The 14,226-nt window shown below is 73.6% G+C and carries 12 protein-coding genes; 3 read left to right on the top strand and 9 right to left on the bottom strand.

Going from position 1 to position 14,226, the window contains the following annotated elements:
• Window positions 1-46: 46 nt before the first annotated feature.
• The 5 genes from BLT97_RS13445 to BLT97_RS13425 all read right to left on the bottom strand — a co-directional run bounded on the left by BLT97_RS13445 (window position 47) and on the right by BLT97_RS13425 (window position 4,885).
• Window positions 47-1,000 carry an ROK family glucokinase gene (locus BLT97_RS13445; protein ID WP_093609549.1) on the bottom strand — a complete coding sequence of 318 codons (954 nt, stop codon included), beginning with the start codon at window positions 998-1,000 and terminating at the stop codon, window positions 47-49.
• A gap of 210 nt (window positions 1,001-1,210) precedes the next feature.
• On the bottom strand, window positions 1,211-1,639 hold the full coding sequence (locus BLT97_RS13440) for a DUF5304 domain-containing protein (protein WP_093609547.1): 429 nt from the start codon (window positions 1,637-1,639) through the stop codon (window positions 1,211-1,213).
• A gap of 110 nt (window positions 1,640-1,749) precedes the next feature.
• Window positions 1,750-2,850, bottom strand: coding sequence for an ArsA family ATPase (locus BLT97_RS13435; protein ID WP_093609545.1), 1,101 nt, complete (start codon window positions 2,848-2,850; stop codon window positions 1,750-1,752).
• A gap of 687 nt (window positions 2,851-3,537) precedes the next feature.
• A complete protein-coding gene (locus BLT97_RS13430; RefSeq protein ID WP_093609543.1) occupies window positions 3,538-3,978 on the bottom strand; it encodes an SRPBCC family protein in 441 nt (146 codons plus the stop codon).
• A 145-nt stretch (window positions 3,979-4,123) separates the two neighbouring features.
• Window positions 4,124-4,885 (bottom strand): metallophosphoesterase family protein, encoded by a 762-nt coding sequence (locus tag BLT97_RS13425; protein ID WP_093609982.1) that lies wholly within the window; start codon window positions 4,883-4,885, stop codon window positions 4,124-4,126.
• Between the two features lie 322 nt (window positions 4,886-5,207).
• On the opposite strand from BLT97_RS13425, the gene BLT97_RS13420 reads away from it, so the two are divergent.
• Window positions 5,208-7,001: an AMP-dependent synthetase/ligase gene (locus BLT97_RS13420; protein WP_093609541.1), complete on the top strand. Its 1,794-nt coding sequence runs from the start codon at window positions 5,208-5,210 to the stop codon at window positions 6,999-7,001.
• Between the two features lie 78 nt (window positions 7,002-7,079).
• Here BLT97_RS13420 and BLT97_RS13415 read toward each other — a convergent pair whose 3' ends face one another.
• On the bottom strand, window positions 7,080-8,222 hold the full coding sequence (locus BLT97_RS13415; protein WP_093609539.1) for a glycosyltransferase family 4 protein: 1,143 nt from the start codon (window positions 8,220-8,222) through the stop codon (window positions 7,080-7,082).
• Between the two features lie 223 nt (window positions 8,223-8,445).
• Here BLT97_RS13415 and BLT97_RS13410 point away from each other — a divergent pair, with 223 nt between their 5' ends.
• Entirely contained in the window at window positions 8,446-9,720 is a 1,275-nt protein-coding gene (locus BLT97_RS13410) for a glycosyltransferase family 87 protein (RefSeq protein WP_093609537.1), read from the top strand.
• Here BLT97_RS13410 and BLT97_RS13405 read toward each other — a convergent pair.
• Window positions 9,684-11,057 carry an MATE family efflux transporter gene (locus BLT97_RS13405; protein ID WP_245769307.1) on the bottom strand — a complete coding sequence of 458 codons (1,374 nt, stop codon included), beginning with the start codon at window positions 11,055-11,057 and terminating at the stop codon, window positions 9,684-9,686. The genes BLT97_RS13410 and BLT97_RS13405 overlap by 37 nt on opposite strands.
• 146 nt (window positions 11,058-11,203) lie before the next feature.
• On the opposite strand from BLT97_RS13405, the gene BLT97_RS13400 reads away from it, so the two are divergent.
• Window positions 11,204-11,749, top strand: a complete 546-nt coding sequence (locus tag BLT97_RS13400) for a PadR family transcriptional regulator (RefSeq protein ID WP_093609535.1) — start codon at window positions 11,204-11,206, stop codon at window positions 11,747-11,749.
• A gap of 20 nt (window positions 11,750-11,769) precedes the next feature.
• Here the strand turns inward: BLT97_RS13400 and BLT97_RS13395 are convergent, their stop codons facing one another.
• Together BLT97_RS13395 and BLT97_RS13390 are read right to left on the bottom strand one after the other, a co-directional pair.
• A complete protein-coding gene (locus tag BLT97_RS13395) occupies window positions 11,770-12,960 on the bottom strand; it encodes a Cif family virulence factor (RefSeq protein WP_093609980.1) in 1,191 nt (396 codons plus the stop codon).
• A gap of 145 nt (window positions 12,961-13,105) precedes the next feature.
• Complete coding sequence (locus BLT97_RS13390; RefSeq protein WP_093609533.1) at window positions 13,106-14,149, bottom strand: C40 family peptidase; 1,044 nt, start codon at window positions 14,147-14,149, stop codon at window positions 13,106-13,108.
• Between the last annotated feature and the right edge of the window lie 77 nt (window positions 14,150-14,226).

Here is a 14,226-nt window from a genome sequence, read left to right as displayed (position 1 = left end):
GCCCGCCGGTCCTGTACGGAACACGGCGGGCGTCGTCGGATACGGCTCACATGACCGGGGCGGGCTCCCTGGCCAGGTCGGCGGCGCCCACGAGGCCCGCCTTGTTGCCGAGCTGGGCCGCGATCACCTCGGCCTGCGGGCGCCAGTTGCCGCCCACGAGCCAGCGCTTGTACGACTTGCGGATGGGGTCGAGCACGAGCTCGCCCTCGTCCGAGAGGCCGCCGCCGATGATGAAGGCGGACGGGTCGAACAGCGAGGCCAGGTCGGCGAGACCGGCGCCGGCCCAGCGGGCCAGCTCGCGGTAGGAGTCCACGGCCACCAGGTCGCCCTGGCGCGCGGCCATCGAGATGTGCTTGCCCTCGATGCCCTCGGGGGTGCCGTCGCCGAGCGAGAGCAGCAACTCGGCGTTCTCCGGGGTGGCGTTGGCGCGCTGCTTCGCATAGCGCACGAGCGCGCTGCCGGAGGCGTACTGCTCCCAGCAGCCCTGGCTGCCGCAGCCGCACAGCAGGCCGTCCGGGACCATCCGGATGTGGCCGAACTCGGCGGCCACGCCGAAGTGTCCGCGGCGCAGCTTGTTGCCGATGATGATGCCGCCGCCGAGGCCGGTGCCGAGGGTGATGCAGATGACGTTGCGATGGCCCTTGCCCGCGCCGAACTTGTACTCGCCCCAGGCCGCGGCGTTCGCGTCGTTCTCCACGACGACCGGCAGGCCGACGCGCTCCTCGACCTTCTCCTTGAGCGGCTCCTGGCGCCAGTCGATGTTCGGCGCGAAGTACACCGTGGAACGCTCGCGGTTGACGTATCCGGCCGCGCCGATGCCCACGCCCACGATCTCGTGACCGGCTCGCGCGCCTTCCACGGCCGAGGCGATCGCGTCCACGATGGCCTCGGGGGTGCTGGGAGTCGGCACCTTGAAGGTGGAAAGGATCGTGCCTTCCTCGTCGACCACGCCGGCCGCGATCTTCGTGCCGCCGATGTCGACGCCGATGGTGAGTCCCATGTGTCCCTCAGTTTTCGGTCGAGCCCCGCTGCTGCCCAGCCTAACCGAGGGGGACGCCGGTGCCGTCGCGACGGCCGCCGCAGTCCAGGGGTTGGGACCGGCAGTCCAAGTCGGCGGGACCGCCGGTCCAGGTCGATAAGACCGCTAGTCCAGCTCGGTGAGGTCGCCAGTCCAGGTCGATGAGGTCGCCGGTCCAGGCCGACGGGGCCGCTAGTCCAGGTCGATGGGGTCGCCGCCGGACTTGCCCTCGTCCTTGCGGTCCTCCTGCGTCCAGCGGCGCTCGTGGCCCTGGACCGCGGAGCGGTAGGCGGCGAGCAGTTCGGAGCCCGCGGCCGCGAGGTGGTCGAAGACCTCGGGGTTGCGCTGGATGACCGGTTCCACCACGGACTTCGCCTGGTTGATCAGCTGGTTGACGGCGCCCTGGGCGGCCATGCCGGCGATCGGGGTCTGCAGTCCGGACAGCTTCTCGCTCACCGCGTCCACCAGCCGCCGCAGTTCCTCTGCGGCCGAACCGGGCGGCGTGCCGTACTGGGCGCGGCGCCGGGCCTGCTCGGCGGCGAGGTCCTCGGCGCAGGCCTTCTCCCACGCGTCGTCGTCGACCGCTCGCGGCTGGTCGGCGGGGCGCTCGGTGTCGCTCATGGCAGGCTCCTGCGGCGGGTCGGCGGTGCGCGGCTGCGTACCTTCGACGGTACCCGAACGGCGGAACGGGGATCAGGGGTGTGAGCGGTACGCGGCAGGGGGTGTGCCGCTCAGGTGGTGGGCCGCTCCTGCGGCCACAGGCCCGGGTCGGGCGTGAAGCGGATGCCCAGTTCGCCGTCCTTGAGCCCGGCGCCCGCGACGGTGCAGCGGCGCAGGGCCGAGGGCAGCGGCACGATCCGGCGGAACTGCCCGGCGGTGACGACGAGTTCGTCCCCGCGCCGGACCAGGTCGAGTTCGTCGCGTACGGCCCCGGGCAGCGGTATCCGCCACTCCAGGAGCCCGTCCTCGGCGAGGCGGTCCGTTATCGGCCATTCCTCGCGCGGCGGCACGTCGCCCGGGGCGGGGACCGCGAGCGCGGCGAGGTCTTCCGCGCCGCGCGGGTCACGGCCGAGGTGCGGCACCTCGGCCACCGGCAGGCCCTCGCCGCGCCACTGGGCGAGCACCTTGTCCTGCTGGGCGGCGAGCGAGGCCAGCCAGGGGTCGGCGGAGCCCTGGGGCAGGACGCGGTTGGCGAGGACGCGCTCGATGCGCAGGCCGTGCAGGGCGAGTCCGAGCACGGCGGTGCGCAGGGCGTCCGCGCCGGCGGGGCCGGGCTCGACGACGAGGCGTACGGCGGTGTCCGCGCTCTCGATCACGGCCTGCACCCCGGCGAGATGCGCGTCCCACTGCGCGGCCGCGTCGTACAGCCACTGTGCGGGCATCGGCACGCCCGCGAGCTGGGCCAGCATCGGGCGCAGGGCGCGCGCGGCCTGCCGCTCCGGGGGCAGCAGACGGCGGACGTAGCGACGCAGCTGGGTGGGCAGGGCGAGGGTGGCCAGGGCCTTGGCGGTGGGCGGCAGGTCGACCACGAGGAGGTCGTACGCGTCGCTCCGGTGGGCGTCGCGCACGGCAGTGAGCAGGGCGAGCTCGTCGGCGCCCGGTAGCGGGGTCAACTCGTCGTCGTCCAGGCGCTGGGCGCCGAAGAGGTCGAGCGCGGTGGCGGCACGTTCCTGCAGCGCGAGCGCCTCGCGCCGGAAGTGCCCGGCGGCGTCGAGACGCTCGGCGTCGAGGAGCAGCGTGCGCAGCCCTGCGGCACGGGCCTGCTGTGCGGTGGCCGCGGCCACGGTGCTGCGGCCGGAGCCGCCGGGGCCGGTGACGAAGAGGGTGCGCATAGAGGTGAACGGTACGTCAGGGCCCGTACGACCCCGCAGCCTCTGCCCCGTATGCCGCGCCCGCAGGCCGCCCCCGAATGCCGGGCCCGCAGGCCTGCCTCGGAGACGGAGTCACCGGTGCCGCAGGCCCCGGTCCCGAAAGCCCGGCCCGCCGCTCCGGCCCGCAACTGGCCGGCCCACCGGCCCGGTCCCGGGCCGCCGGTCCCAGAGACCCCATGCCGGAACCAGCTCCCGCAGGCCCAGCCCCCAGAGTCCGGCCCGCCGGTCCATCCCGGAACTGGCCGGTCCACCGCCCCAGTCCCGGAGCTGCTGGTCCGACAGGCCCCTGCGGGGACCGCCTCCCGCAGGCCCAGCCTCGAGGGACAGCCGCCGGCGCCACCCGGAATCACCAGCCCCGCAGGCCCATCCCGAGAGACAGTCACCGCTCCGTCCCGGACCCGCCGCTCCCGCAGCCCTGTCCGAGGGCCGGAGGCCGGACGCCCCCGTGCCGGACGGCCACTGCCTGCCCCGCACCGAAATCGGCCGACCATCTTGGCCGCCCATACCGGAGCCACCGGTCCCGCCGCCTGAACCACGGCGGAGAGCCCGTCCCGCCGCCTGAACCCACGGCGGGTCGCCTGAAGCGCGGCGGCTCGCCCCGCAAGCCCCGTACCGCGTCGGACCGTCCCGCAAGCCCCCGAGCCGCGGCTACTTGGGCCCGGACTCCACGCGCTTCTTCAGACCGGCGAGCGCCCGGTCGATGATGACCTTCTCGGCCTTGCGCTTGATCATCCCGAGCATCGGGATCTTCACGTCCACGGTGAGCTTGTACGTGACCTCGGTGCCCTTGCCCGCAGGCCGCAGCACATAGCTGCCGTCCAGGGCGCGCAGCATCTGGGACTTGACCAGCGTCCAGCTGACCTCGTTGTCCCCGGTCCACGTGTAGCCGAGGACCTGGTCGTCCTTGATCGCGCCGGCGTCCATGACCAGCCGCACCTGCTCGGCGCGGCCCGAGGCGTCCGTCTCCAGGACCTCGGCCTGCTTCACCTCGCCGGTCCAGTCGGGGTAGCGGGCGAAGTCGGCGATCACCGCCATGACCTCGGCGGGCGACGCCTCGATCGTGATGCTCGAGCTGGTGTGTTCCGCCATCGCCGTGGCTCCTCCAGTGCTGGCCGGATTGCAAGGGGTGCGCGGGGGTGGACCCGCCGCCGTGAAGGCTACCGCGCCGGGGTCGGCCCGGCTCCCGTCCCCTCGGCCTGCGAGACGGGCCCCCGCGCCCGGAGGTTCCGCGAGGTCACCACTCCAGGGCCCACGGCGTGCCCGACCCGGCGAAGTGCCCGACGTTGACGCACTCCGTGACGCCGATCCGCATCCGCCGCACCAGAGGCTGGTGGACATGGCCGAACAGGGCGTACCGCGGCCGGGTCCGGCGTATCGCGTCGAGCAGGGCGGTGCTGCCGCGCTCGAAGCGCCGGGCCACGGTGTCGTACACGAGCTCGGGGACCTCCGGCGGGATGTGCGTGCACAGCACGTCCACCTCGCCGACCGCCTCGATCTTCGCCGCGTACTCCTCGTCGCTGATCTCGTACGGCGTGCGCATGGGCGACTTGAGGCCGCCGCCGACGAAGCCGAAGACCAGACCGCCGATCTCGACGCGCTCGCCGTCGAGGACCTTTGTGCCCGCTCCCGCGTACTCCTTCCACAGGCCGGGGATGTCGACGTTGCCGTAGGTGGCGTACGTCGGTGTCGGGAACGCGGCGAACATCTCGGCGTACTGCCGGCGCACCGCTTCCTCGATGGCCGCGTTGCGGTCCAAGCCCTCCCAGAGCGAGGCGCCGAAGGCCCGGGCCTCCTCGTAGCGGCGCGCGGTGCGCAGTTCGACGATGCGCGTGGCGTTCTCCCGGCCGAAGAGGTCGGGGAAGATGCCGCGCGAGTGGTCCGCGTAATCGAGGAACAACACCAGGTCACCGAGGCAGACGAGCGCGTCGGCGCCGTCGCCTGCGCGGGCGAGGGCCTCGGTGTTGCCGTGTACGTCGCTGACCACATGCACTCGCATGCCGATCACCCTAGAACTCGGCCGCCCGTGCGGGTAGAGCACACGGCTCCCCCACGTAACCCCCACCGGACCTGCGGTTACTTCCGAGTCGCCCGCGCGGCCGACTACAGTGCGAACTGCAACGCCTCGTCATGTGACGCAGCGAACATCTGGCCCGGACCCCCTATCGGAGAGCCCGTACCGGTGGGTAACGTCCGGGCAGTCCAGTTGTGCTCCCGTGCCCGCTTCCCAGGAGAAGGCACCCGAGCACCTGCCCGATCTTGGACCGCACCGTCGCAGCACACAACGTCGTGGCGCCGGCGCCCTATGAGGAGCAGCAGTCTTGCGCGAGTTCAGCCTTCCGGCCCTGTACGAGGTCCCTGCGGACGGCAATCTGACCGACATCGTCCACCGCAATGCCACCCAGCACCCGGATGTCGCGGTCATCGGCCGCAAGGTGGGCGGCAGTTGGCAGGACGTCACCGCAAGAGACTTCCTCGCCGAGGTGCGCGCGGCGGCCAAGGGCCTGATCGCCTCGGGCGTGCAGCCGGGCGACCGCGTGGGTCTGATGTCCCGTACGCGCTACGAGTGGACGCTGCTCGACTTCGCGATCTGGAGCGCGGGCGCGGTCACGGTCCCGGTGTACGAGACCAGCTCGCCCGAGCAGATCCAGTGGATCCTCGGCGACTCGGGCGCGGTGGCCTGCTTCGTGGAGCTGGACGCGCACGCGGACGCGGTGGCCTCCGTACGCGACCGGCTGCCGGCCCTGAAGGACGTGTGGCAGATCGAGGGCGGCGGTCTCGACCGGCTGCGCGCCGAGGGCGAGCAGGTCACGGACGAGACCGTGGACGAGCGCTCGGCCGTGGCGAAGGCCGACGACCCGGCCACCATCGTCTACACCTCGGGCACCACGGGCCGCCCCAAGGGCTGCGTCCTCACGCACCGCAGCTTCTTCGCGGAGTGCGGCAACGTGGTGGAGCGGCTGCGCCCCCTGTTCCGTACAGGCGAGTGCTCGGTCCTGCTCTTCCTGCCGCTGGCGCACGTCTTCGGCCGCCTCGTGCAGGTCGCGCCGATGATGGCCCCGATCAAGCTGGGCCACGTACCGGACATCAAGAACCTCACGGACGAACTGGCCTCGTTCCGCCCGACGTTGATCCTCGGCGTCCCGCGCGTCTTCGAGAAGGTCTACAACTCGGCGCGGGCCAAGGCGCAGGCGGACGGCAAGGGCAAGATCTTCGACAAGGCCGCGGACACGGCGATCGCGTACAGCCGCGCGCTCGACACCCCGTCCGGCCCGTCGCTGGGCCTGAAGCTCAAGCACAAGACCTTCGACAAGCTGGTCTACAGCAAGCTGCGCGCGGTGCTCGGCGGCCGCGGCGAGTACGCGATCTCCGGTGGCGCCCCGCTGGGCGAGCGCCTCGGCCACTTCTTCCGCGGCATCGGCTTCACGGTCCTCGAGGGTTACGGGCTCACAGAGTCCTGCGCGGCCACGGCCTTCAACCCGTGGGACCGGCAGAAGATCGGCACGGTCGGCCAGCCGCTGCCCGGCTCGGTGATCCGTATCGCCGACGACGGTGAAGTCCTGCTGCACGGCGAGCACTTGTTCGCGGGCTACTGGAACAACGAGGGCGCGACCGCCGAGGCGCTGGCCGACGGCTGGTTCCACACCGGTGACATCGGCACGCTCGACGAGGACGGCTACCTCGCGATCACGGGCCGCAAGAAGGAGCTCATCGTCACGGCCGGCGGCAAGAACGTGGCACCCGCCGTGATCGAGGACCGCATCCGGGCGCACGCCCTTGTCGCGGAGTGCATGGTCGTCGGCGACGGGCGTCCGTTCGTGGGCGCGCTGGTCACCCTGGACGAGGAGTTCCTCGGCCGCTGGGCCGCCGACCACGGCAAGGCCTCGGTGGCGGCGGCGGATCTGCGCAAGGACCCGGAGCTGCTCGCCACGATCCAGCGCGCGGTGGACGACGGGAACGCGGCGGTCTCGAAGGCCGAGTCGGTGCGCAAGTTCCGTGTCCTGCCGGGCCAGTTCACGGAGGAGTCGGGCCACCTGACGCCTTCGCTGAAGCTGAAGCGGAACGTGGTGGCGAAGGACTTCGCCGACGAGATCGAGGCGATCTACCGGGGCTGATCCTGCTCCTGGCAGCCGATCCGGCTACGGACATGCGTAAGGGGTCCCGCTCATCGAGCAGGACCCCTCACCCATGCCTCACAGCAGTTGCTTCAGCTTCTCCGCGAGCAGGTCCCAGCGCCACTTCTCCTCCACCCACTCCCGGCCCCGCTCGCCCATCCGGGCCCGCAGTTCGGGGTCGAGCAGCAGCGTCGTGACGCGGTCCGCGGCCTCCTCGGGGGAGCCGCCGCGCACCACCCAGCCGGTCTCGCCGTCGAGCACCGCGTCAGGCGCGCCGCCCGAGTCGCCGGCCACGACCGGCAGGCCGGTCGCCGAGGCCTCCAGGTAGACGATGCCGAGCCCTTCGACGTCCAGGCCGCCGCGGCGCGTACGGCAGGGCATCGCGAACACGTCGCCCGCCCCGTAGTGCGCGGGCAGTTCACTCCACGGCACCGCCCCCGTGAAGTGCACGGAGCCGGCCACGCCCGTCTCGGCGGCCAGCTTGCGCAGCTCCTTCTCGTACGGGCCGCCGCCCACGATCAGGAGCACCGCGTCCGGCACCTTCGCGAGGATCAGCGGCATCGCCTCGATCAGCGTGTCCTGCCCCTTGCGCGGCACGAGCCGCGAGACGCACACCACCACGGGCCGCTCGCTGAGCCCGAGCCGGGCGCGCACCTCGGCGCCGCCCGAGCCGGGGTGGAAGGTCTTCTCGTCGACGCCGGGCGGCAGTTGGACCATCCGCGCGGCCGCCTCGGGCGTGAGGGCGGCGGCGATCCGCGAGCGCGTGTACTCGCCGAGATACGTGATCGTGTCCGTGGACTCGCCGATCCGGCGCAGGAGTTGGCGGGAGGCGGGCAGCTGGGCCCAGCCCGCCTCGTGCCCGTGCGTGGTGGCGACCAGGCGGTTCGCGCCCGCCTTGCGCAGCGCGCCGCCCATCAGGCCGAGCGGCGCCGCGGCACCGAACCACACCGAGGTGCAGCCGTGCTCCTTGAGCAGCGAGACGGCCCGGCGGGTGACGCGCGGGGTCGGCAGCAGCATCGTCGTACGGTCGCGTACGACCTTGAAGGGCTGTTCCGCGTCGAAGGCGGCCGTGGCCTCCACGCCCTCGCGGCTGCGCTTCCAGGTGGAGGCGTAGACGACGAGCTGCTCGGGGTCGAGCCGCAGCGCCATGTTGTGCAGGAAGGCCTGGATGCCGCCGGGGCGGGGCGGGAAGTCGTTCGTGACGATCAGGGTCTTGTGCATCGACGCCGACAGTAGCCGAAGCCGTCCGCAGGCCGCGCTCCCCACCGCACCCCGCGCCACCCGCCGACGCTCCTCACCCCCGCACCCCGGCTCGCACCTCACCTCCCACCCCGGCCCGCGCCTCGCCCCGCACCCCGGCCCGCCCGTCGCGCCTCACCCCACACCCCGGCGCGCACCGGCATCATGACGGCTCACACTCAGCACATATCCGGGCAAGGCACACATGACGTCCGCACCGCGACCCGCCCCGCTCCGCGCTCTCGCGCAACTCCCCCTGACCGTCCGCCTCCTGGCCGTCTGGCTGCCCACCCGCGCGCTGCTCCTGCTGTGGGTGTTCAAGGCGTTCACGGCCCCGGGCCCGGACGTCACGGCGGACGTCGAGGTGATCTACCAGAGCTGGTACGAGATCCTGCGCACCGGAACGTTCCCGCTGGACGACGTCACCTGGCAGTACCCGCCGGCCGCCGCCCTCGCCGTCCTCTCCCCCGCGCTGCTGCCGTTCCTCGCGTACTCCGCGGCGTTCTTCGTCCTCGCCTTCCTCACGGACGCGGTGGTGCTCGGGCTGCTGCGGTACACGGCCGGGCGGCCGGGCAAGTCGGCCGCGGGCGCCTGGGTCTGGGTCGCCGGTGCCCCGCTGCTCGGGCCGACCGCGTACGCCCGCTACGACCTCTTCGTCACCGCCGTCGCCGTCGCCGCGCTGCTCGCCGGCGCCCGGCACCCCCGCGTCCAGGGCGCCCTGATCGCACTCGGCGCCCTGCTCAAGGTGTGGCCCGCGCTGCTCCTCGTCGGCACGCCGCGGGGCCGCGCCACCCGCCGCGCCTGGACCACCGCGCTCGCGGCCGCCCTCGCCCTGACGCTGGCCTTCACGGTCACGATGCCGGGCGCGCTCGCCTTCCTGTCCTTCCAGCGCGACCGCGGCACGGAGGTGGAGTCGCTCGGCGCCCTGCCGTTCCATGTGGCCCGCCACTTCGGCTGGCCGGGCCGTATGCAGCTCAACTACGGCTCGGTGGAGTTCCTCGGCCCGTACGTGCCCGTCGTGACCGCCCTCGCGCAGGTCCTGACGGTCCTGGCCTGCGCCTGGCTGCTCCTGTGGCGGCTGCGGGCGCGCGCCTGGGCCCCGTCGACGCCCGCGGACGCGGCCTTCACGGCGGTGCTCCTGTTCACGGTCACGAGCCGGGTGATCAGCCCGCAGTACCTGCTGTGGCTGGTGGGGCTGGCCGCGGTCTGCCTGGTCTTCCGCACGGGGCGGATGCGGCTGCCGGCCGTCCTGGTCCTCGCGGCCACGGGGGTCTCGTTCCTCGAGTTCCCGATCTGGTTCTCGCATGTCGCGGCGAGCGACCCGTGGGGCATCACGCTCCTGACCGTGCGCAACGGCCTGCTCGCGGCCGCCGCGCTGAGCGCCGGTCGCCGCCTGTGGCGCCAGACGGTCCCCGAACCCGCCCCGCGCCCCGCCCTGCCCGCTCAGGCCGCCCGCGAGAAGGCCGGCGCGGGCGCCTGACGCACCCGGCGCACCAGCAGGGCGAGCGCCCCGCACTGCACGGCCGCCGCGGCCCCCATCGCGAGCGCCACGCCCGAGAGCCCGAGGCCGCCGGACAGGACGTGGGCGAGCGGGAGTTGGACCGCCGCGCCGAGCACCGTGATCCGCAGCAGCTTTGCGCTGTGCCCGCCGCCTTCGAGCACACCCCCGAGCGCGATGAAACAGGCGAGCAGGATCAGATACGGACCGAGGCAGCGCAGGAACACCGCACCCTGACGCGCGGTCTCCGCCTCGGCGCCGAACACGGCCAGCACCGCGGGCGCGGCCACGAACAGGACCGCGGCCGCGAGCGTCCCGAGCACCCCGGCCACGAGCACCGTCTGCCGCCCCACCACGCCCCGCTCGCCGCCCCCGCCCAGCCCGCCACGACCGTCCTGCTCACCGCCCCCGCCCCGCTCGCCCAGCAGCTCGGCGGTATGGATCGCGGCCGCCTGGCGCACCGCGTAGAAGGCCATGGTGGCCACGTACATCGCCTTCGTGGCGATCCCGTACGCGGCCACGGACGCCACCCCGAGCCGCCCGACCACCCCCACCAGCGCGAGCGTGGCCGCCATCCGCAGCAGGAAGTCGGCGCCCATGGGCAGCCCGGTGCGCAGGGTGTGCAGCGCCGCGCGGGCCACCCGCACCCGCGCGCCCGCCGTCCGGTGCCGGCGCAGCACCCACAGCCCGCAGCCGAGTGCGGCCGCGCGTCCGAGCACCATGGCGAGGGCGGCGCCCGTGATGCCGTACGCGTGGATGAGCAGCGGGTCGAGGACGAGGATCAGACCGTTGGCCATGAGCGCGAGCCGCATCGGCGTCCGCGTGTCGCCGCCGCCCTTGAGGACGGCGTCCAGCTGGAGTTGGGCGAAGAGCAGCGCCGAGCCGGGCAGCGAGACCGCGAAGTACGAGGCGGCGAGCGCGACTTCGGGGCCGTGCGCCGTGCCGAGCACGAGCGCGGCGAGCGGCTCGCGCAGCAGGAACCCGCCCACCGCGACGACGGGCGCCAGGACCGCGCACACCGCCCAGCCGCCCGCGACCGCGCGCCGCCGGGCCGCCGTGTCACCCGCGCCGCGCGCGTGCGCGACGAGCACCGTCGTACCGGACCCGCCGATCAGCGCGAGGCCGAGCAGCAGGTTCTCCACGTTGGTCGCGACGGCCACCGCGGCCACGGCCGCACCGCCCAGGCCCGCGACCCAGATCATCGTGACGATGCCGGCGGCCACCGAGGCGAGCAGCTCGAAGTAGACGGGATACGCGAGCACCACGAGCCTGCGCCGGTGCACCGCCCCGCCGCCGCCCTGCCGCTGTTGTCGCCCCACGCTTCCCCCTCGTATCGAGATACCTCGATTCGAGGCATCACCCTTCGAGATACCTCGTTTCGAGGTACCTCGACGAGAGATATCATGCGCTGCGGACGACGGGCAACGGATCGCGGACAGCGGACGCGCCGACTGCGGGAGACAACGTGCTGGAACTGACCATCCTGGGCTTCCTCGGCGAACAGCCGCTCCACGGCTACGAGTTGAAGGCCCGCATCCAGGGCCTCAGCGGCCATGTCCGCCCGGTCAGCGACGGCGCGCTCTACCCCGCGATCACCCGGCTCGTGAAGGCGGGCAAGCTCGACCAGCGCACCGAACCGGGCTCGGGAGCCGCCCCGCGCCGCATCCTCTCCCTCACCCCCGAGGGCCGCGCCGACCTGCACGAGCGGCTGCGCTCGCCGAAGGACGCCGACATCACCGACGGCCAGCGCTTCTTCACCCTGCTCGCGTTCCTGGGCCAGCTGCCGGACCGCGCCGGGCAGGCCGCGGTGCTCCGCCGCCGCCAGGAGTTCCTCTCGGCGCCGGCGAGTTTCTTCTACGAGGGCGGCAGGCCGGTGCGCGCCGAGGACGAGCCCGACCTGTTCCGCCGGGGGATGCTGCGCATCGCCCGCGCCACCGGCACGGCGGAGAAGAAGTGGCTGGCGGAGGCCATCGCGGAACTGGAGGGCAGCGGCATCGAGGGCCGCTCGTAGCCCGCCGCACCCCGGAGGCGCTAGCTCAACTCCTGCCGCACATACGCCTCCCACTCCCGCGTGAACGCCTCCAGCGTCGTGCCGAGCACCTCGTGCAGCGCGTCCTCCACCGCACCCTCGCGCCGGTCGTGCGCGCCGACCGCCCGGTAGAAGGCGAGCAGCTTCTGCTCGCCCCAGCGCTCGGCCGTCATCTTGCAGGCCAGCCAGCCGCTCTCGTACGCCTGGGCCAGGCGCGAGGCGGAGCCCGAGAAGGCGAACTCCTCGTCCGCGGGCAGCGTCACCGGGAGCTCGGAGCGGTCGAGCGCGCGGTCGAGTTCGGGCGCGGCCTGGGGCGCCGTACGGCCGGAGCCTCGGTAGCCGAGCCAGTCCGCGAACCCCTCCGAGAGCCACAGCGGGGTCGCGGGGGTGGTGGCGGAGCGGGTGGCCACATGGGTGGTCTCGTGGGTCAGGACGACCTGCTTGCCGAAGTCGCCGAGCACGTCGAACGCCTCGGGGTTGAGGATGATCCGGTCCGCGGGCGCCTTGCCTGACCCGCCGCCGGCCTCACCGGTGGTCACGGCGGCGATCCCCTGGTAGCCGGAGGCCGGCGCGCCGAGCAGCGCCCCCATGTCGTCCAGCGACTCCGGTACGAGCACCACGACCCGGCCCGCCCAGCGCTTCCCCCAGACCTCCTGCACCGCGGGCACGGCCCGGTCGGCGAGCTCCGCGTAGCCGCGCAGCTTCTCCGCACCGCGGCCGACCCCGAGGACGAGGCTGCGCTCCCCGTGCACGACCGTCACCTCGCCCTGTTCCCAGAGCTGTTCGGCGCCCTTGTCCTTGGGCCGGTCCGAGGCGACGAGCCAGTCGCCGTCCTCGTTCACCAGCTTCACGGTGCGGTCGGCGGTGACGGGCGCCCGGTCGTAACCGCGGATCCGGTAGTGCAGGCGGACGGTCGCGGTAGCCCGGTCCCCGGCGGGTTCGAGGCGGACGAGGTCGTACGTCCAGGAGCCGAGCGGCACCTGGGCCAGATCGCCGAGCTCCTCGGCGTCCCCGTCGGCCTCGGTGGCGCGGAAGGCGCCGGCGTCCCGGGCGATCACCGCCTCGGCCCTGCGGTCGAGGAGGTCCTTGACGGCCCGGCTGTCGGCGGGCTCGCCGGGCGGCCCGGCACAGCCGCCGAGCGCGGCGAGCACCAGTGCCGCAACGCCCGCTCTCCCACGCCCTCGACCCGCCACGTTCACGATCGTACGGGCAGGCCGCCCGGCCGAGGACCGGACGGCCTGCCGCACGCGCCTCACGGCCGGCGGACCGGAGGGCCCGACCGCACCCTCACGACCCGAGGACCGGACAGCCCACCGCGCACGCTCTACGGACGGCTCCTCACACCCGGGTCACGGAGGAGATCGGCATCATGCCCACGGGGTCATACCGGACCGGGGCGCCCGGGTAGGGCGCGTGCACGACCTGCCCGTTCCCCACGTACATCCCGATGTGGCTGGCGTCGTCGCGGTACGCCACCAGGTCCCCCGGCTGCGCCTCGGCCAGGGAGACCTGGCGTCCGGCGTACCGCTGGGCCTGGGAGGTGCGCGGCAGGCCCACGCCCGCCTGCTGGTACGCCCACTGCGTGAGTCCCGAACAGTCGAAGCCGTGCGGCCCGTTGGCGCCCCAGATGTACGGCCGCCCGACGGCCTGCCGGACCGCCGCGAGCGCGGAGGCGGCACGGGCGGATGCGGGTGCGCCGCCGACCGCGGGCGTCCCCATGTCCGTGCGCCCGGAGCGCGACGCGCGGTCGTACGCGGCCCGCTCGGCGTCCGGCATCGCGTTGAGCAGCCGGCGCGCCTCGGCCAGCTTCTTCGTCACGATCCGCTTCTGGCGGGCCACCGTCTTGCGGGTCTCCTCCAGCTCGGCGAGTTTGCGCCGCGCCTCGTCCCGCTCCTGGGCAAGTTCGCGCTGGGCGTCCTGGAGCTCGGCCAGCTCGTCGGCCTGCCGGTCGGTGATCCGGTCGAGCGTGGCCGCCTTGTCCAGGTAGGTGTCCGGGTTCTCGGACAGCATCAGGGCCAGGGTCGGGTCGAGCCCGCCGGAGCGGTACTGGGCACCGGCGAGGGAACCGAGCTGCCCCCGCATGGTGTTGATGCGCTCCTGGCCGCGAGCGAGGCGGTCCTTGGCCTGGTCGACCTGCTCGCGCAGCTTCCCGGCCCGCTCGTCCGCCTTGTTGTACGCCTCCGTCGCCCGCTCGGCCTGTGCGTAGAGGCGGTCGACCTCGGCGCGGGAGCCGGTCCGGGGCTCCCCCGGGTCGGCGCCGGCCGGTGCTGCGGCGAGCGTCGCGGCGGCGGTGGCCATGGCGGCGGACAGGACGGTGACGCGTGCGCCCCGGTCGAACCTGCCGAAGCGGTCGGACGGAGCGGAACGGCGATGGGACGCCACGGGGTACGGCTCTCCTTCCTGCTGCCGCTGCCGCCCGCCCTCACAGCTGGGCGGGCTGCCGGAGATCAGCGGCAGTG

Origin of the sequence: Streptomyces indicus, from assembly GCF_900100315.1 — a bacterium.
GTDB lineage: Bacteria > Actinomycetota > Actinomycetes > Streptomycetales > Streptomycetaceae > Streptomyces > Streptomyces indicus.
Note: the sequence above shows the minus strand (reverse complement) of the source record. Positions and strands in the feature narration are given on the sequence as shown.